The sequence below is a fragment of the Bradyrhizobium sp. SUTN9-2 genome (assembly GCF_003122645.1).
Classification (GTDB): domain Bacteria; phylum Pseudomonadota; class Alphaproteobacteria; order Rhizobiales; family Xanthobacteraceae; genus Bradyrhizobium; species Bradyrhizobium yuanmingense.
Genome location: NZ_LAXE01000001.1, coordinates 3,692,656 through 3,709,278, shown reverse-complemented (window position 1 = coordinate 3,709,278; position 16,623 = coordinate 3,692,656). Strand labels below are relative to the sequence as shown.

19 protein-coding genes and 1 pseudogene are annotated in these 16,623 nt (G+C 65.4%); 7 read left to right on the top strand and 13 right to left on the bottom strand.

Annotation, left to right across the window (positions count from 1 at the left end):
- A partial coding sequence (locus tag XF30_RS17210) for a GCG_CRPN prefix-to-repeats domain-containing protein (protein WP_109145744.1) occupies positions 1-212 on the top strand: 212 nt, incomplete at its 5' end.
- Positions 213-365: 153 nt separating this feature from the next.
- On the opposite strand, the gene XF30_RS17205 is transcribed toward XF30_RS17210, so the two are convergent.
- Together XF30_RS17205 and XF30_RS17200 are read right to left on the bottom strand one after the other, a co-directional pair.
- A complete protein-coding gene (locus XF30_RS17205) occupies positions 366-653 on the bottom strand; it encodes a twin-arginine translocation (Tat) (protein WP_109143375.1) in 288 nt (95 codons plus the stop codon).
- A gap of 202 nt (positions 654-855) precedes the next feature.
- Positions 856-1,170: a hypothetical protein gene (locus XF30_RS17200; RefSeq protein WP_109143374.1), complete on the bottom strand. Its 315-nt coding sequence runs from the start codon at positions 1,168-1,170 to the stop codon at positions 856-858.
- 131 nt (positions 1,171-1,301) lie between these two features.
- Here XF30_RS17200 and XF30_RS17195 point away from each other — a divergent pair, with 131 nt between their 5' ends.
- Together XF30_RS17195 and XF30_RS38535 are read left to right on the top strand one after the other, a co-directional pair.
- Positions 1,302-1,955 (top strand): glutathione S-transferase family protein, encoded by a 654-nt coding sequence (locus tag XF30_RS17195; RefSeq protein WP_109143373.1) that lies wholly within the window; start codon positions 1,302-1,304, stop codon positions 1,953-1,955.
- A 75-nt stretch (positions 1,956-2,030) separates the two neighbouring features.
- Complete coding sequence (locus XF30_RS38535) at positions 2,031-2,183, top strand: hypothetical protein (RefSeq protein WP_192893175.1); 153 nt, start codon at positions 2,031-2,033, stop codon at positions 2,181-2,183.
- Positions 2,184-2,297: 114 nt separating this feature from the next.
- On the opposite strand, the gene XF30_RS17190 is transcribed toward XF30_RS38535, so the two are convergent.
- The 3 genes from XF30_RS17190 to XF30_RS17180 form a co-directional block, all read right to left on the bottom strand.
- Positions 2,298-2,645, bottom strand: coding sequence for a hypothetical protein (locus XF30_RS17190; RefSeq protein WP_109143372.1), 348 nt, complete (start codon positions 2,643-2,645; stop codon positions 2,298-2,300).
- Between the two features lie 19 nt (positions 2,646-2,664).
- On the bottom strand, positions 2,665-2,946 hold the full coding sequence (locus XF30_RS40160; protein WP_502696166.1) for a DUF7674 family protein: 282 nt from the start codon (positions 2,944-2,946) through the stop codon (positions 2,665-2,667).
- Positions 2,947-3,097: 151 nt separating this feature from the next.
- A complete protein-coding gene (locus XF30_RS17180; RefSeq protein WP_025036964.1) occupies positions 3,098-4,630 on the bottom strand; it encodes an acyl-CoA carboxylase subunit beta in 1,533 nt (510 codons plus the stop codon).
- 141 nt (positions 4,631-4,771) lie between these two features.
- On the opposite strand from XF30_RS17180, the gene XF30_RS17175 reads away from it, so the two are divergent.
- The 3 genes from XF30_RS17175 to XF30_RS17165 all read left to right on the top strand — a co-directional run bounded on the left by XF30_RS17175 (position 4,772) and on the right by XF30_RS17165 (position 6,546).
- The gene (locus XF30_RS17175; RefSeq protein ID WP_109143370.1) at positions 4,772-5,176 is read left to right on the top strand and encodes a DUF4260 domain-containing protein; all 405 of its coding nucleotides are present in this window, start codon (positions 4,772-4,774) and stop codon (positions 5,174-5,176) included.
- A gap of 150 nt (positions 5,177-5,326) precedes the next feature.
- Positions 5,327-5,917 (top strand): hypothetical protein, encoded by a 591-nt coding sequence (locus tag XF30_RS17170; protein ID WP_192893420.1) that lies wholly within the window; start codon positions 5,327-5,329, stop codon positions 5,915-5,917.
- 191 nt (positions 5,918-6,108) lie between these two features.
- A complete protein-coding gene (locus XF30_RS17165; protein WP_109143369.1) occupies positions 6,109-6,546 on the top strand; it encodes a hypothetical protein in 438 nt (145 codons plus the stop codon).
- 48 nt (positions 6,547-6,594) lie between these two features.
- Here the strand turns inward: XF30_RS17165 and XF30_RS17160 are convergent, their stop codons facing one another.
- From XF30_RS17160 to XF30_RS17125, 8 genes and pseudogenes are all read right to left on the bottom strand, one after another.
- Positions 6,595-7,413 (bottom strand): penicillin-binding transpeptidase domain-containing protein, encoded by an 819-nt coding sequence (locus XF30_RS17160; protein ID WP_109143368.1) that lies wholly within the window; start codon positions 7,411-7,413, stop codon positions 6,595-6,597.
- 74 nt (positions 7,414-7,487) lie between these two features.
- Positions 7,488-7,751, bottom strand: a complete 264-nt coding sequence (locus XF30_RS17155; RefSeq protein WP_036027569.1) for an EscU/YscU/HrcU family type III secretion system export apparatus switch protein — start codon at positions 7,749-7,751, stop codon at positions 7,488-7,490.
- Positions 7,748-9,350 (bottom strand): annotated as a pseudogene (gene fliK / locus XF30_RS17150) (flagellar hook-length control protein FliK). Before fliK ends, XF30_RS17155 begins: the two are co-directional and overlap by 4 nt.
- Positions 9,351-9,406: 56 nt before the next feature.
- Positions 9,407-10,198, bottom strand: a complete 792-nt coding sequence (locus tag XF30_RS17145) for an ATP12 family chaperone protein (protein ID WP_109143367.1) — start codon at positions 10,196-10,198, stop codon at positions 9,407-9,409.
- A 74-nt stretch (positions 10,199-10,272) separates the two neighbouring features.
- A complete protein-coding gene (locus tag XF30_RS17140; protein ID WP_244608965.1) occupies positions 10,273-10,581 on the bottom strand; it encodes a hypothetical protein in 309 nt (102 codons plus the stop codon).
- A gap of 31 nt (positions 10,582-10,612) precedes the next feature.
- Positions 10,613-11,827 (bottom strand): RluA family pseudouridine synthase, encoded by a 1,215-nt coding sequence (locus XF30_RS17135; RefSeq protein ID WP_036027577.1) that lies wholly within the window; start codon positions 11,825-11,827, stop codon positions 10,613-10,615.
- A 52-nt stretch (positions 11,828-11,879) separates the two neighbouring features.
- Positions 11,880-13,217 carry a replication-associated recombination protein A gene (locus XF30_RS17130; protein WP_036027579.1) on the bottom strand — a complete coding sequence of 446 codons (1,338 nt, stop codon included), beginning with the start codon at positions 13,215-13,217 and terminating at the stop codon, positions 11,880-11,882.
- Positions 13,214-14,620: a DegQ family serine endoprotease gene (locus XF30_RS17125; RefSeq protein ID WP_036011123.1), complete on the bottom strand. Its 1,407-nt coding sequence runs from the start codon at positions 14,618-14,620 to the stop codon at positions 13,214-13,216. Before XF30_RS17125 ends, XF30_RS17130 begins: the two co-directional genes overlap by 4 nt.
- A 312-nt stretch (positions 14,621-14,932) precedes the next feature.
- Here XF30_RS17125 and XF30_RS17120 point away from each other — a divergent pair, with 312 nt between their 5' ends.
- The gene (locus XF30_RS17120; RefSeq protein ID WP_109145742.1) at positions 14,933-16,546 is read left to right on the top strand and encodes an OprO/OprP family phosphate-selective porin; all 1,614 of its coding nucleotides are present in this window, start codon (positions 14,933-14,935) and stop codon (positions 16,544-16,546) included.
- Positions 16,547-16,623: the final 77 nt, after the last annotated feature.

Here is a 16,623-nt window from a genome sequence, read left to right as displayed (position 1 = left end):
TCGTCGGTTTCAGCGAGGTGGCCAGCGCCGCCGGAGGTTGCGGCCCGGGCTGGTATCGCGGCCCCTATGGTAGCTGCCGTCCGATGCGCGCCCCTGTCGTGGTTCGCCCCGCTCCCGTGGTAGTCGCCCCGGCGCCGGTCGTCGTCGTGCCGCGTGCGCGCGTGTGCCCCTACGGCTTCCGCTGGTACGCCGGCCGCTGCCGCCCGTACTGATCTTCTATTCCGCTACAAAATGGCCGCGCGGCGAAAGCCTGCGCGGCCATTTTTGTTGCTGACGGTCTGTCCGCCGCGGAACCGGAGCACGTCCCAAATCGAAACGGGGACCGCCAGCGGCGATCCCCGTCGAGTCCGCGAATGGTCGCGAGCTTACCAATAATGGCGGCGGTGCCAGCGCCGGCGATGCCGGCGCCAATGACGGCGGTGCCAGCCCCAGTGGCGGCCACGCCCACGCCAGTGAACCTGCTCGGGAGCGAGCTGCGCAGCTTCCTCGCTGGTGGTGACGGCGGGATGAGCGTCGGGATTGCCTTGCGGCGTGCGGGCGGGATCAGCGAGCGGCTGCGGTGACAGCGGCGCGGCCTGCGCGGCCGTCGCAGCGAAGGCGGCGGCGCCCGCCGTCAATCCCAAAGCAAGTTTCAAAAAGTTCCGGCGCTCCATCGTTTCTTCCTTCTTGGATCATCGTACCCGTGATGCAGAAGGAATGTCGCCGCAACGCCATGAACCGAAGCTGAAGCCTGCGTTCAGATTCATGCGAGCCGAGATGAGGATTTCGTAGCCTGGATAGAGCGCAGCGCAATCCAGGATTCGTGCGCGAAGACCCCGGATTACGCTTGCGCTCCGTCCGGGTTACAGGACCTCGCTACGTCGCGAACTCCTGCGCCAGCACCAGCGTCTCGCGCGAGCGCTTCACGTCGGGCCAGTCGCGGTTGAAATCGGCGACGAGCTTTTCTAGCGCGTCACCTTTCAGCATCGCATTCAGCTTGGCCTCGTCCTCGAACTGATACATCGCCTGGTGCAGCGAGGGATCGTCGAGACTCCAGAACCGCCACGCCTTGCTCACGCCGAAGGCCTTCACCGCGTCGGGCAAATGTTCCGTCTCGTACCATCGGTCGAAAGCAGCGCGCTTTTCGGCGTCGGAGACGATGGCGCGAACGACGAAGAAGGCTGCTGGCATCGGAGTTCCTCCCTTTGTTTGCCGCGAGAGTAGCCGCTTTCCGCCGCCGGCGACAAAAAGACTTGGCCTTGGTGTCGGAATGAACGCCCTTCGCTCGTCCTTTGCGTTGAACCAGGAGACGGAGACAGCAAATGGCCGACCTCACCCTGACCACCTTCGATTGGGTTCCCGAACCGCCGCGTGGCCTCGTGCGCGATTTGCGCGTGCGCTGGGCCCTCGAAGAAGCCGCCTTGCCCTATCGCGTCGCCAGCACCCCGTTCGACGATCGTGGGCCTGCGCACCTCGCGCACCAGCCGTTCGGCCAGGTGCCGTGGCTGACCGATGGCGACATCTCGATCTTCGAGACCGGCGCGATCCTGCTGCATCTCGGCGAGCGCAGCGGCAAGCTGATGCCGACAGATCCGCGCGGCCGCACTGAAGCGACGAAATGGGTGTTCGCAGCGCTCAATTCGGTGGAGATGGCCAGCCTGCCCTGGGCCATGTCGAAGTTCATGGGACATCCGACCGACACGCCGGCGTGGAAATTCATCGACGACTTCCTCAAGCTTCGGCTCAAGCGTCTCGAGCCGGTGCTCGGCAGCCGCGAATGGCTGGCCGGCTCCTTCTCGGTCGCAGACATCCTGATGGCGGACGTGCTGCGAGTCGTCGGTCGATTCGACGGGCTGACGGACAGCCCTGCCTGCCGCGCCTACGTCGCGCGCGCCACGGCCCGCCCGGCGTTCGCCAAGGCGCACGCCGACCAGATCGCGCATTTCGCTGCGGCGGATAAGGCGCGCGGGGCGTGATGTGCCTCACATAATGGATCCTGCGGCTAGCATAGAGTCGCGGGCATCGGAACGATTCCATTCGACAGGTGACCCATGGTCCGCATCGAATATCTCAAGCGACAGATCGCCCGCGCCGAGCGGCTGGCCAAGGCCATCCTCGACCGGCAGACCGCCGAGCGGCTCCAGGCCTACGCCGCCGAATGCCGCGCCGAATTGTCGGAGCTGACGCTCAAGAATGCCGCGTGAGGCGCTAGTGCGCGTTAGGTATGTAGGGCGGATTAGCGACAGCGTAATCCGCCACTTCTCCATCCGGTGACGCAAACCTTGGTGGATTACGCTGTCGCTAATCCACCCTACGTATCACACCAGCTTCAGCGGCGCGTCGGCGACCAGGCGCAGGTCAATGCTGCCAATCAAGGCCGCCCGCCGCGCCTCCGCCGCACTGATGGCCTCTTCCGTCTGCCGCAACGTCGAGACGTTCGAGCCGAGCGAGACGATCCCGCCGAGCACAAGTGCAATCGATCCGAGCGCGGCAGTCTGGCCAAATCCGAACAGCCCGAGGATCGTCACCAGCAGCAGCGCCGCCCCGCCGCCGATCGCGATCTTGGATGCCAGGATGTACTTCCGGCAGCGCTCGGCGATCTCGGCGAGTTGCTCGATGCGATCTTCGATGTCGGAGATTTCGTCGGTCGGATCGTCTTCGATCATTGAATTTCAACCAGCGGTGCTAGCGAAGATAGGGCAATGGCTTCGCCATGCCAGCATCGGCTAGCTGCAAGTATATTTCTTTCAGGATCGGCCCCAACAACTCCCACGCCCACTCTGCATCACCCAGGTTAAGGTGTTCGACAAAGGAAACGGAGATCGCATTGCGCAATTGATCGTTTCCATCCCTGTAGTACTTCTCGGCGAGCTTGAAGCACAATGCGACGTCTTTCGCATTTCCGAGTGTGATAGCTCGTTGCGCAAAGCCGGCAACACGCCCACCTCCGGATGGAGCAAGCCGTATTGCCCGTTGATTTCCGACCTCAAATCCGGAAATATATCTTTTAGCTCCTTCAGGAAGACACTTCGATGAAGGTCGCCCACTTGGTGTCCTCCAAAGTTCACGTTGGATCGTTACACCTAGCTAACAGCAAACCAGACTGAGTGCGTTGCCCTCACAACGGCAAATTGTCGTGCTTCTTCGCCGGCATTTCCGTCTTCTTGTCCTTCAGCATCGCCAGAGCCCGCGCGATGCGCTTGCGGGTCGAGTGCGGCATGATGACGTCGTCGATATAGCCGCGCTCGGCGGCGATGAAGGGCGACAGGAAGCGGTCTTCGTATTCCTTGGTGCGGGCGGCGATCTTGTCGGGGTCGCCGATGTCGCTGCGGAAGATGATCTCGACCGCGCCCTTGGCGCCCATCACCGCGATCTGGGCGGTCGGCCAGGCGTAGTTCATGTCGGCGCCGATCTCCTTGGAGGCCATGACGTCGAAGGCGCCGCCATAGGCCTTGCGGGTGATGATGGTGACGAGCGGCACGGTGCATTGCGAGTAGGCGAACAGGAGCTTGGCGCCGTGCTTGATCAGGCCGCCATATTCCTGCGCGGTGCCGGGCAGGAAGCCGGGGACGTCGACGAAGGTGACGATCGGAATGTTGAAGGCATCACAAAAACGAACAAAGCGTGCCGCCTTGCGCGATGCGTCGCTGTCGAGCACGCCGGCCAGCACCATCGGCTGGTTGGCGACGAAGCCGACGGTGCGCCCGGCGATGCGTCCAAAGCCGGTGACGATGTTCTTGGCGAAGGCTTCCGCGATCTCGAAGAAGTCGCCCTCGTCCACGACCTTCAGGATCAGCTCCTTCATGTCATAGGGCTTGTTCGGATTGTCGGGGATCAGCGTGTCGAGCGACATGTCGACCCGCTCGATGTCATCGAAGCTCGGCCATTCCGGCACGCCGTCGGTGTTGTTGGAGGGCAGGAAGTCGATCAGGCGGCGCATCTGCAAGAGCGTCTCGACGTCGTTCTCGAAGGCGCCGTCGGCGATCGAGGAACGCGTCGCATGCACCGAGGCGCCGCCGAGCTCCTCGGCGGTGACGACCTCGTTGGTCACGGTCTTCACGACGTCTGGGCCCGTGACGAACATGTAGCTGGTGTTCTTCACCATGAAGATGAAGTCGGTCATGGCAGGTGAATAGACGTCACCGCCGGCGCAAGGGCCCATGATGACGGAGATCTGCGGGATCACGCCCGAGGCAAGCACGTTGCGGCGGAAGACGTAGGAATAGCCGGCGAGCGCGGCGACGCCTTCCTGGATGCGGGCGCCGCCGGCGTCATAGAGGCCGATGATGGGCGCCCTCGCCTTCATCGCCATGTCCTGGAGCTTCGTGATCTTCAGCGCATGCGTTTCCGAGAGCGAGCCGCCGAACACCGTAAAGTCCTTGGCAAAGACAAAAGTCTTGCGGCCGTTGACGGTGCCCCAGCCGGTGACGACGCCGTCGCCCGGCACCTTGGTCTTCTCCATGCCGAACTCGGTGGAGCGGTGCTCGACGAACATGTCGAACTCCTCGAACGATCCCTTGTCGAGCAACAGCTCGATACGCTCGCGCGCCGTCAGCTTGCCGCGGGCGTGCTGCGCCTCGATGCGCTTCTCCCCGCCGCCGAGCTTTGCGCCGGCACGACGATCTTCAAGGGCGTCCAGGATGTGTTTCATTTGCTCCCGCCAGTTCTTAAGTGATGGGCGGGTTCTAACACGCCATTTTGCGGCCCGGAAAGCCGGTTTCGCGGTCGCAGGGCTGCCCTGCCGTAGCGGGAAAGCGCAAGGAATTACAAAGTTTTGCCCCGGGAGGCGAGCGTGAGCGAAGGAACGGCCGAGACGGGCGCTGCAACAGGCGGCGTCAACATCCTGCTGCGGCTGGAGGGCCTCACTCTGTTTGCAGGGATGGTGACGCTCTATGCGGCCTGGGACGGGTCGTGGCTGGTGTTTGCGCTGCTGTTCTTCGTACCCGATCTGAGCTTCCTGGCCTACCTGTCTGACGCCAGGTTCGGTGCGATGGTCTACAACGCCGCCCACAGCTACTTGGTGCCGGTGGCGCTGCTGACGCTGGGCTTCGCCCTCGCCTCGCCCCTCACCCTCTCCATCGCCTTGATCTGGCTTGCCCATATCGGCATCGACCGGGCGCTCGGCTACGGCCTGAAATATTCCGCCGGGTTCGGCTTCACCCACCTGGGGCGGATTGGGCGGCAGAAGGATTCCTGACCTCACATTTGGCAGCCCGGCAGGTTGACCGGGCCGACCGATTCAGGCTTGCTCCGAGTCAGATCAGGCGCCGAATGTTGCGTGAGCCCAGTCGGTACGGCGGTGATCATCATGCCCTGGCTCCAGCGTCTACCTACTGGCATCACCGAGATGTCCGCGACGGTCGTCCCCTTGCCGCCGAACCCAGCGTCCGAAACGATCGACTTCCTGCGCCGCATGGCCGGCATGGTGTCGGGGCGGAACGGCGAGATGCTGCTGCGCGCAGCCAGCATGATCGAGACGCTGAGCCAGCGGGCGATGTCGGCCGAGCGGCTCTATCATCAGGCGCAGGAACAGAGCACGCGCAACGCCGAGCTGCGCGAGTCCGCCGAACTCGCCTCCGACGCCATGGTCGGCCAGATCGCGGCGCTGCGGGCACAGCTCGCCGAGCTCACCGCCGCGACCGCAGCCGAGCGCGCCGCCTTCGATGCCGAGCGCGGCAAGCTGCTCGAGCTGATGCAGCATGCCGAGAGACATATCGGCAAGCTCACGACGGAGCTCGACAGCTTGCGCGCCTCCGTCGACAGCCTCAACGAGACCGCGGTCTCGGTGCCGATCGAGGTGCTGCGGCTGGCGCGGACGCAGTTCGATTATCTCTCCAGCGGCTTTGCCCGGCGCGGCGATCCGATCTCGCAGGCCATGAGCGAGATCGGCGGCTTCGCCATCGACCGGGCTCTGACGGCGAAGCCTGACAACGCCTGAACTCCGTCCCCGAAATCGTCGACTTTCAGCTCGAGCTGGACCGCCGGGTTGGCGCTCAGAATTGCCGAGGAGTTGCTGATGGCCGCTTGGTGTTGCCATGACGTCATCATAGCGGTGACACCGAAACCACTACAAGGCCGGGCGTTCGAAAGCGATATCAGCGCAGCAAGAACCCACGACCGGAGAAAACAATGTTCGTCGATATCGATCATGCATCACTCGAAATGGCAGCCTCGAGCTTGCCCGGAGATCAACCCATCTTCATGCTCAATCTGCTGCGCTATCGGGATGAGGCCTTGTACCCGGACAAATCCGAGCTTCCGGCCTGTAGCGGCCGCGAAGCCTATTACACGCGCTATGTCCCCGCATTTCGCAAGGTCGCGATTCCGCTCGGGGTCATGCCGACTTGGCTCGGATCTGTCGGAGCTCTGCTGGTGGCAGCGCAGGACGAAGCCTGGCACGACGCCGCAATCGTCCGTTACCCTGACTTCGCGACCTTTCGAGCGATCGTCTTGAGCTCCGATTACCGGCGTGAGGCCGAGCCCCACCGTTTAGCCGCGCTCGCCGATTGGCGCCTGATTGCGACGACCGAGGTTCAGGTGCCGGCTGATCTGCAACCGCGCGCTTAAGCTGACCGTGTGGGATCGGGTTGCTTCTCCATCAACCACACGGTCGCGCTAGATCGCGCCGATCTCGGCAAGGCAGGCTTGCGTCAGCGTCATGCGAGCCTCGATGTGCCGTGGCTCTTTGCAATCCATGTTGAGCGCGAACACGGTATGTGCCTCGCCCTTCTCGGCCCAGCCGACCATCCAGCCGAGCGACGGCTCGCCGCGCTCGGCGCCCAGGAGACCAGATTTGGCGCGGATGACGGCGTCGCCGACCTTGGTCGCCGGCAGGATGTCGGCGACGAGATCCTGGCTGCGCTTCGAGATCGGCAGCGCGCGGCGGCGCAGCCGGTCGACGAAATCGACTTGCTCGACCGGATCGATTCGCAAGGCCCCGGTGAGCCAGAACTGGTCGATGCCGCCGCCGATGTCGCGATTGCCATAGTCGAACGCGTCGACATATTGCTGCATACGCACCTCGCCGATGCGGCGCGCGATCTCCTGATAGACCGGCACCGCGCTCACGAGAATCGCGCTGCGCAGCGTGTGATCCTTGTTCCAGGCCTCGATCGGGCGCTTGACGCCATCCCAGGCAAACACGTCCTTGTCGGGGTCAGTGACGACACCGGCCTCGAGCGCAATCAGCGAGTTGGGAAGCTTGAAGGTCGAGGCCGGCAACTTGCCCTCGCCCGAGCGCTCCTTGTCGCTGGCGACGATCAGATAGTCCTCGACCTTGTAGCCGACGAAGGTGCCCGACGCGCCGAGGTCGGTGAAGCGCTTTGCAAGAGCGTCGCGGATTTCATTGCGCGGCGGCGCGACATGGGCGCGCGTGCGTCCAGGCAGGATCGCGGTTGCGGCGAGGAGGCCGAGGGTGGAACGGCGGGTCAGCAAAAGCGAGATCCGTGAGCAGTGAAAACCAGCGCGACCATGCAGCCGCTAAGTGTTGAAACGATGACAGGTTGTGTTTACCGCCCCCGGCCCGACAGCCGCAGCACGAACACCAGCACCTCGGCGACGGCCTTGTAGAGATCTGGCGGGATCTCGTCGCCGAGCTCGACCTTCGACAGCGCGCCGGCCAGAACCTCGTTTTCCTCGATCGGAATGTCGTGGGCCTTGGCGATCTCGACGATCTTCTCGCCGATCGTGCCCTTGCCCTTGGCGACGACGACGGGCGCGCCAGATCCCTTCTCGTAATGCAGCGCGATCGCGAGCTTGGAGGGATTGCTCATGTGGCGCGATCCAGGAAGTGGCCGGCGCGAGCGGGCGCCGGAGCCGGCGGCGTGCCGTCGCGGACCACGATATCGCCGGGCTTGAGCTCGGCCTTCGTCAATGCCTGGCTGAGCTCACCGATGCCGGCGCGGAGCTGTTGCGCCGTGGCCGGCCGCTCCGCCCACATCCGAACGAAGGTCTTGTCGCCGTTCAGCGTGATCAGCGCATGCACGGGTCCGGCCGGCTCGACATCGAGCGAGAAGCGCGCGCGCCAGGCGCGCTTGGCGGGATCGTCCGACTCATTGCCGCCGTCGCGCGAGATCTCGAACTGCGCCATCGCGGTACCTTGCGGGGTCGCGAACGGAATCTCGAAATTCCACTGCGGCACGGCCGGATCGATGCGGTGGCCGCTGGCGTCGGTGCGATCGGGAAGCGAGGCAATTTGCAACAGCGTCTGCCGCGCGATCGCGGCATCGGTGTCATCGAGCAGACGATGCACGGTCGCAGCCAGCGGCGTATCCGGTGCGAGCGACGGCGCGGCGATGGACTGAGGCGCCGGCAGCGCACCGCGGACCGGGGGAGGTGTCGGGTGTGCGGGCGCCTCGAAGATATGGGCGTCCGGCACGGACTTGTTGGAGCCCGGCACGTTGCCGGTCAGGCGCGGCAGGTTTTCCGTGACCTCCTGCAGCAGGCTCGCGGCAAGGCCCCCGGACATGGTGCGCGACACCAAGGCTTGCGGATTGTTCCCCGCCGCATGGGCCAGCACGGCGACAGCGAGCGCGCCGCGCGACGCTTGCGCCGGTTGAGCGAGTTCCGGCGACGCCGCTTGTGCCGTTTCGCCCGCCAGCGCGGAGGCTGCGGTCGGCGTCGTGGCCGCAGCACTCGCCGGCAACGGCACAGCTGACGCAGTTGCCTGCGCCGCGCCGGAGGTCGATTCCAGGGTCTGGCGCAACACCAGCAGAGCGGCCTTCAAGTCCGGGATCGTGCCGGAGGACGGCGTTGTGCCTGCGGCCAATGACGCCTCGAGAAAACAGCCCTGACTTCTGGAACGCGGATTCGATATCGCCGCCGTCGAGGGCGGTGTTGAGCGGCGTCTGCTGCGCCAGCACATCGAGCACCGCCTGCTTCAGCCCTGCGGGCAGTTTGCTGTTCGTCACGACGGAGGCCAGGTTGGCGAACAGCGCTGCCTGGCTGCCCTGTTTGGTCGCGGCGTCGGCAGAGGCCGTCTGAACGGCGACCTGCTCGGACGGAGTGAGGGTGTTCCGTGCCGTGGCCACCGACGGCGCCAGCGGCGGGCTCTCCACCAGCGAGGCCGCGCGCGGCGTCAGCGTGACCTGATCTCCCGCCGCCTCGCCTGCCCCACCCATGACCGCGAGGCGAATGGTGCCGTTGCTCTGCGAGACCGCGAGCTGGAGATTCTGCCCCGGCGTCAACGCCACCTCCGACATCACGTCCATCGCCAGGTTGGCGATCGCGATCCGCACCAGATTGTCGGCGAGCACGCTGACCACCCTGGCATCGACGACACTGCCGGCTTGCAGCACGAGATCCGGCGTCGCCGCATCAGCCGGGCGGCTGGCAGCGTTGACGGGAGCGATGGGGGTGACCGGCGTCGGCATCTCGGCAGCCCTAGGGGAATGCTGGCTACCGTAACCGCTGCCTCGTAAACCTCTCGTTAACCTGGCACGGCCGGCGGCTTCACCGCCGCCAGAACCGTCGCAGCGGCCTGGAAATCCTTCAGGCGGGCGGCGCGGCGGGCGGCCGCCTCCTCGTCCAAGCCCCATTGCTCGACGTTCCAGTCCTCGTCGACATGGGCGGCGGCCCAGACCTGGTCGGCATCGCGCACGTCCTGGTCCAGCGCCAGCGCGAGCAGCGCCGATCCGGTCAGGGTGGTCACCATGTGGAGCGCGGCGACCGACCAGGGGTCGCCGGGCAGCGCGGCCCGTGCGGCCTTCACCGCCTCGTCCGGCTGCTTCACGTGCATGACGCCTTCGGACAGGATGAAATGCGCACCCAGCGTCTGCGCCGCCCAGGACAGCACAGGATCCCAATGCGCGGCCTCCCGGGCGACCAGTCCCTCAGGATGGCCGGCACGATAGAACAGCAGGTCAGACTCGAAATATTTGGCGAGGTCGTCGCTGACGAGCTCGACGCGATCGATAACGCCCTCGACCACGCTGTTGGCGATGCGCGTCAACGGCATGGTCACGGGATCGATCGCCTCGCCTTGGGCGGACCATTCTGCGGCGACACTATCTGCGAGCGCGCGCGTCGGGATCACCAATTGGCGGCCGGAGGGCGTACGGATCGGCTTGCCGTCGAGAGTGATGGCGAAGCCGCCCTCGGCGTCGACGACGCCGGCCTCCTTGTAGAAGCGCTTGCGCAGCGGCGTGCGCGCGGACGCGCGCGCCGATTCCCGGGGATCAGGCGGGGGCTGCCCCGCAGCTTCTTCGAACAATTCGCGCATGTCGTTTTTTTGTTCCTGTCGTCAGTCGAATTACCAGTGTCGTCACGACCTCGCCAGTAGGACCAGGAGTGCTGCTAGTTCGCACACATGCGCGCGTACGTGCCGCGATCGGCCGGCCCCAGTCCTGCGGCTGCGCCGTCGTGAAGACATTTCGTGACGCGATCGCTGAACGAATTGCGCGGGAGCGGCTGGTAATTGTAGCGCGGCGGCGCGTCAAACTGCGGAACCTTGGGCACCTCGATCTTCGGCGGCGGTGGCGGCGCAGGCAGCGGTGGAGCGAGCCGCGCGCGTCCGGCGAAACATATTGCGCGCGGGCGGCCGGCTCTACCAACAGAGTAGCCAAGAGCGCAAAGCAGATCGACAATCGTCTCATGGGGGAACATGTCGTGCGCCTGCCGCCCCTATTCAACCTCACTATTCTTCCGGCGCGTTCTCGATCGGATCAAATCTGGTTGCGTCCAGACCCAGCAGGTTCCACGACTGCTGCATGTGCGGCGGCAACGGCGCGGTGGCGTCGATCACGCCGCCGCGCGGATGCGGGATGACGATGCGCCTTGCGAGCAGATGCAGCCGGTTCTGCAGGCCGCCCGGCAGCTGCCAGTTCTCGATGTTGAAATATTTGGGATCGCCGACGATGGGATGGCCGATATGGGCCATGTGGGCGCGCAGCTGGTGGGTGCGCCCCGTCACCGGCTTCAGCGACACCCAGGTCAGCTTGTTACCGGCGGTCTCGACCACGGCGTAGTACGTCACCGCGTGGCTGGCGCCCTCATCGCCATGCTGGGCGATGCGCATGATGGTGTCGTCCTCGCCCTCCTCCTTCGCAAGGAAGGTCGAGATGCGCCCCTGCTTCGGCTTCGGCAGGCCCGGCACCAAGGCCCAATAGACCTTTCGCGCCGAGCGCGAGCGGAACGCGCCGGTCAGGTGTGAGGCAGCGAAGCGCGTCTTGGCGATCAGGAGACAGCCCGAGGTCTCGCGATCGATACGGTGGACGAGACGCGGCTTCTGGCCCTTGGCATCGCGCATCACCTCCAGCATCTGGTCGATGTGCCGCGTCATCCCCGAGCCACCCTGCACGGCAAGGCCGGCCGGCTTGTTCAGGACGAGGACGTCGTCGTCCTCCCAGATCGTCATCTCCTTCAGCGCCTTCAGCGTCTTCTGCGCGGCCTCCGAGAGCTCGCCGACGACCTTCGGCGCATCGAGCTTGAGCGGCGGGATGCGGACGCTCTGTCCCTCCTCCAGCCGGTCTTTGCTGTCGACGCGCTTGCCGTCGACACGCAGCTCGCCTTTGCGCACGACACGCTGGATGTGGGAGAACGACAGGCCGGGAAAGCGCGCTTCCAGGAAACGGTCAACGCGCATGTTGTTCTCGTCGGCCGTGACCGTGACGGTCTGCACCTTGGTCGGCAGCAGCGCCTCGACCGACTTTTCAGGCGCAGGCCTCTCCTGGACCGCTTTGGGCGGACGCCGCTCGGCGCGCTCGCCGACAAAGCGCGGCGGCTTCCCGCCGGGCTTGCCACCCGGACGCGGCCCGGCCTTCTTCGCGCTACGCGCCTGATGCGCCCGCGAGTCGTCGCGCTCGTCACGCGAGCGCGGCTTTGGGTTCATTCTCTTGATGCGGCGGCTCATGGTTGCCTGCGTACCCTAAAAGCGGCCTTCCGTCACGACGAAATGGCCGCTTCTAGGGCGAGCCGCCCCGCTCCTTGCGCAGCTTGGCCCAGTAATCCAGCCGCTTCCTGATCTCGCGTTCAAAGCCGCGCTCGGGCGGGTCGTAGAAGGTCTGACGTCCCAGGGCCTCCGGGAAGTAGTCCTGGCCGGAGAAGGCGTCCGGCGCGTCGTGGTCGTATGCGTAGCCGGAGCCGTAGCCTTCCGACTTCATCAGCTTGGTCGGGGAATTGAGGATGTGCTTTGGCGGCAGCAGCGAGCCGGCCTGCTTGGCGACCTGCATCGCGCTGCCAAAGGCGGTGTAGACCGCGTTCGACTTCGGCGCGGTGGCGAGATAGACCACGGCCTGGGCGATGGCGAGCTCGCCCTCGGGATGGCCGAGGAAGTCGAAGGCGTCCTTGGCGGCATTGGCGATGACGAGCGCCTGCGGATCGGCCAGCCCGATGTCCTCGACCGCCATGCGCACGACGCGGCGGGCCAGGAACAGCGGGTCCTCGCCAGCGTCCAGCATGCGCGCGAGGTAATACAGCGCGGCATCGGGATCGGAGCCGCGCACCGATTTATGCAGCGCCGAGATGAGATTGTAGTGGCCGTCGGCCGATTTGTCGTAGATCGGCGCGCGGCGCTGCAGAATCTCCTGCAGCTGCGCGGCATTGAAAATCTCGTCCGCCCGCGCCGAACGCCAGACTTCTTCGGCGAGCGTCAACGACGCACGGCCATCGCCGTCGGCCATGCGCACCAGCACCGCGCGCGCCTCCGCATCGAGTGGCAGCTTCCTGCCCTCGACGGCTTCGGCATGCACGAACAGCTTTTCGATCGCGGCGGCATCGAGCGAGCGAAACACCAGCACGCGCGCACGCGAGAGCAGCGCCGCATTGAGCTCGAAGGACGGGTTCTCGGTGGTGGCGCCGACCATGACGACAGTGCCGTCTTCCATCACCGGCAGAAAGGAGTCCTGCTGGGCGCGGTTGAATCTGTGCACCTCATCGACGAACAGCAGCGTGCCCTTGCCCATCTCGCGCCGGGCGCGCGCGGCATCGAACGCTTTCTTGAGGTCGGCGACGCCGGAGAACACCGCCGAGATCTGTTCGAAATGCAGATCCGTCGCGTCAGCCAGGAGCCGTGCCACCGTGGTCTTGCCGGTGCCGGGCGGGCCCCAGAACACCAGCGAGCCGAGCGTGCGCGTCTCCAGCATGCGCGTCAGCGCACCATCGGGGCCGAGGATGTGATCCTGGCCGACGACCTCCGACAGCGTGCGCGGGCGCAGCCGGTCCGGCAGCGGATGCGGAGCATCGTGTTCGAGCCCCGCCGCAGCAAAGAGAGTCGGTGTCTCCGTTGGTCGCTTCGGACTCATCCGCCCAGCGTGACGTTGATCTGCTGGCCACCACGCACCAGCGTGATGCGCCAGATCCGTGCCCGTTCACCTGCAGCCTTCTCGAGGTCGCCGGTCTTGCTGATCTTCTGATTGTTGACGGCCAGGATGATGTCGCCCTTCTGGAAGCCCACACTCGCAGCCGCGGTATCGCCGCCGATATCGGTGATCACAACGCCTTCGGTGTCGGCATCCAGACGCAGCTCATCGGCGACGGCCGGCGTGATGGTCGAAACCTTCGCGCCCTGGAACGGCGAACGCGCGGTGACGACGAGCTCGTTGCGCCCGGTGTCGGGCGCGGTCTCCAGCGCTACCGTGAGCTTCACCGACTTGCCGCCGCGCTGCACGTCGAGCTGCGCGGTGCCGCCGAGCGGACGGGTTGCGAAGCGATAGTCGAAGGCGTTGGGATCATCCACGATCTGGCCGTCGATCCCGGTGATGAGGTCGGAGGATTTCAGGCCGGCTTTCGCCGCCGGACCGTTCGACACCACGCTCGCGACCAGCGCACCGGTCGGCGAGCGCAAGCCGAGGCTCTCGGCGATGTCGGGCGTCACCGCCTGCAATTTTGCTCCTAACCAGGGCCGCTTCACCGCCTTGCCGCCGCTCTTGGCGGAGGCGACGACGACGCGCACCATGTTGGCGGGAATCGCAAAGCCGATGCCTTGCGAGCCGCCGGAGCGCGAATAGATCGCGGTATTGATGCCGGCGAGCTTGCCACCCATGTCGACCAGCGCGCCGCCGGAATTGCCCGGGTTGATCGCCGCATCGGTCTGAATGAAGAACTGATAGTCGGTGATGCCCACTTGCGTGCGCGCCAGCGCCGAAATGATACCCTGGGTCACGGTCTGGCCGACGCCGAACGGATTGCCGATCGCGAGCACGACGTCGCCGACCAAGAGCTCATCGGAATTGGTGAAGTCCAGCGTCGGGAACTTCTCCTTGCTGTCCTTCAGGCGCAGCACGGCGAGATCGGTCCGGGAATCCTTGAGCAGGATCTCGGCCTCGAACTCGCGCTTGTCCGACAGCGACACCTTCACCTGGTCGGCGCCCTCGATGACGTGGACGTTGGTGACGACGAGGCCGGAGGCATCGACGATGACGCCGGAGCCGAGCGAGCGCTGCATCTGCTCGGGCTGCTGGCCCGGCACGCCGAAGAAGCGGCGGAAGATCGGATCGTCCAGTAGCGGATTGCGGTTCTGCACCACCTTGGCGGCATAGACGTTGACGACCGCCGGCTGCACCCGCTGCACGATCGGCGCATAGGACATCCGCAGCTCGGCCGGCGACGACGGGACCCGACGGTCCTGCGCAGCAGTCGGATTGAAGGTGGCCGAAAAGGCTACGCACAGCGCCGTAAGGGCGGCAGTCCAGGTCGCTCGAAACATTCCTACCTCTTGGAAAAGACGCCGGAATATAGGCGCGTTCGCCTCCCAATAGAAGGCCGCCGGCGGGCAATATTCGGTCCCTTCGCAGCCGTGTCCGGCATGCAAGGGTGCCGTGCGAATCGGCCATTTGCCCGGCGGCGGATTGGCATGATGTGCGTCATCTTGCATGGTGGTGTGAAGCGGATTCGGTTGCGGCGAATTTGCATCAGTGGGAACCGACGCAACCGCTCGCAGCGTCGCGGGGCAGTCATCGATCACACCTAGGCTCTCCGTTCGCGACTTGGGGAAAACAGTCAGATGATGGAGGCGTACGTGAGCAAAAGAAGAATTGCGGCTGCAGCGATGGGTCTCGCCGGCGCGCTGGCGGCCTCGCAGGCCCAGGCCCAGTCGGCAAGCAGCAGCGAGCAGGAGATCGCGCTGTTGAAGCAGCAGTTGAAGATGCTCGAACAGAAGCTCGACAAGCTGCAGAGCCAGACCGCGGCGAACACGGCCGCCGCGGCAAAGGCGAAAGCCGAAACCAAGGCAGAGGCAAAGGCCGAGGCGCGCGCGGAGGCAAAGGCCGCGGTGGCCAATGCCAACGCGGCAATCCCCGTCAAGGGGCCGGCGCCGGCGTCCGGCGTCGTCGTGACGATGCCGAACAACCGGCCGACGATCTGCACCGCCGACCAGGCCAACTGCGTCGCCATCACCAGCCGCCTGCATTGGGATGTCGGCGGCTATGACTATCGTCCCAACACCGCGGCCACCGTGCCGCAAAAGCTCGATAGCGGCCAGAACGTCCGCCGCGCGCGCATCGGTGTCATCGGCAAGTTCTTCCACGATTGGAATTTCGCACTGGTCTACGATTTCGGCGGCTCGTCCGACGGATTTGGCGGCACTGCTCCGGGATCGCTGCCCGGCGGCGGCGTCTCCGGCGTCGAGAACGCCTATATCAGCTATACCGGCCTGAAGCCGTTCGGCGGCAAGATGGCGATCGAGGCCGGCATCATGGACCTGCCCTACACCATGGATGAAGCCACGAGCTCCAACGACATCATGTTCATGGAGCGCGCCTCGCCCGGCGTGATCGCGACCAACATCGCCGCCGGTGACTTCCGTTCCGCAGCCGGTGCGCGCTGGTTCAACGACCAGCTCTGGATCGGCGGCTATGTCACGGGACCGACGACCGGTGCGATCCATTCCGCCTCGAGCGCGGCGCCGCCCGGCACCAGCGAGCAATATGGTGCCGTGGCGCGCGTCGCCGGCAATCCGATCAGCACCAAGGACTACTCGGTGCATATCGGCGCCAATGCGCAATGGCTGATCCAGCCGCCGCGCAATCTCATCGCCAACACCCAGACGGTCACGCTCAGCGATCGTCCGGAATTGCGTCTCGACCCGACCACGCTGATCTCGACCGGCGCTATCGCCAATGCCTCGGGCGCGCAGGTCTACAGCGTCGAGGCGGCGGCGACCTACGGTCCGTTCATCGTCCAGGGCGAGTATTTCTGGTACAATGTCGATCGTACCGCCAACACGGCCGTGCCGCTGACGGGTGCACCGAGCCTGAAATTCCAAGGCGGCTACGCGCAGGCCGGCTATGTGCTGACCGGCGAAGGCCGCTCCTACAATGCGGCGAACGCGGCCTATAGTGGCGTCAAGCCGGCACATCCGTTCTCGCTCGACGGCGGCGGCTGGGGCGCGTGGGAGATCGCAGGACGGTTCTCGACGATCGACCTCAACGATCAGCTCGCGACCGCGAGCGGCGTCGCAGGCGGCCGGCAGACCGTCTATACGCTCGCGCTCAACTGGTACGTCAACGGCAACGTGCGCTTCATGCTCGACTATCTGCACGGCACGGTGTCGCGACAGGCCTCGCCGATCTCGACCGCCGACGTCGGCTCCAAGTTTGACGCGGTCGCGATGCGCACGCAGTTCGCGTTCTGAGACTCTACACATCTCCCATTGGGAGAGGTCGCGCCGAAGGCGCGGGTGAGGGGTTACGTTCCATCGAGGATGACGGC

Excerpts from the sequence above, each read along its gene's own strand:
- XF30_RS17205 (WP_109143375.1), bottom strand. The coding sequence starts at position 653 with ATGGAGCGCCGGAACTTTTTGAAACTTGCTTTGGGATTGACGGCGGGC.
- XF30_RS17170 (WP_192893420.1), top strand. The coding sequence starts at position 5,327 with ATGTCCGCGACGGTCGTCCCCTTGCCGCCGAACCCAGCGTCCGAAACG.
- XF30_RS17155 (WP_036027569.1), bottom strand. The coding sequence starts at position 7,751 with ATGAGCAATCCCTCCAAGCTCGCGATCGCGCTGCATTACGAGAAGGGA.
- XF30_RS17180 (WP_025036964.1), bottom strand. The coding sequence starts at position 4,630 with ATGAAACACATCCTGGACGCCCTTGAAGATCGTCGTGCCGGCGCAAAG.
- XF30_RS17125 (WP_036011123.1), bottom strand. The coding sequence starts at position 14,620 with ATGTTTCGAGCGACCTGGACTGCCGCCCTTACGGCGCTGTGCGTAGCC.
- XF30_RS17195 (WP_109143373.1), top strand. The coding sequence starts at position 1,302 with ATGGCCGACCTCACCCTGACCACCTTCGATTGGGTTCCCGAACCGCCG.
- XF30_RS17130 (WP_036027579.1), bottom strand. The coding sequence starts at position 13,217 with ATGAGTCCGAAGCGACCAACGGAGACACCGACTCTCTTTGCTGCGGCG.
- XF30_RS38535 (WP_192893175.1), top strand. The coding sequence starts at position 2,031 with ATGGTCCGCATCGAATATCTCAAGCGACAGATCGCCCGCGCCGAGCGG.
- XF30_RS17140 (WP_244608965.1), bottom strand. The coding sequence starts at position 10,581 with ATGTTCCCCCATGAGACGATTGTCGATCTGCTTTGCGCTCTTGGCTAC.
- XF30_RS17145 (WP_109143367.1), bottom strand. The coding sequence starts at position 10,198 with ATGCGCGAATTGTTCGAAGAAGCTGCGGGGCAGCCCCCGCCTGATCCC.
- XF30_RS17200 (WP_109143374.1), bottom strand. The coding sequence starts at position 1,170 with ATGCCAGCAGCCTTCTTCGTCGTTCGCGCCATCGTCTCCGACGCCGAA.
- XF30_RS17135 (WP_036027577.1), bottom strand. The coding sequence starts at position 11,827 with ATGAGCCGCCGCATCAAGAGAATGAACCCAAAGCCGCGCTCGCGTGAC.
- XF30_RS17165 (WP_109143369.1), top strand. The coding sequence starts at position 6,109 with ATGTTCGTCGATATCGATCATGCATCACTCGAAATGGCAGCCTCGAGC.
- XF30_RS17190 (WP_109143372.1), bottom strand. The coding sequence starts at position 2,645 with ATGATCGAAGACGATCCGACCGACGAAATCTCCGACATCGAAGATCGC.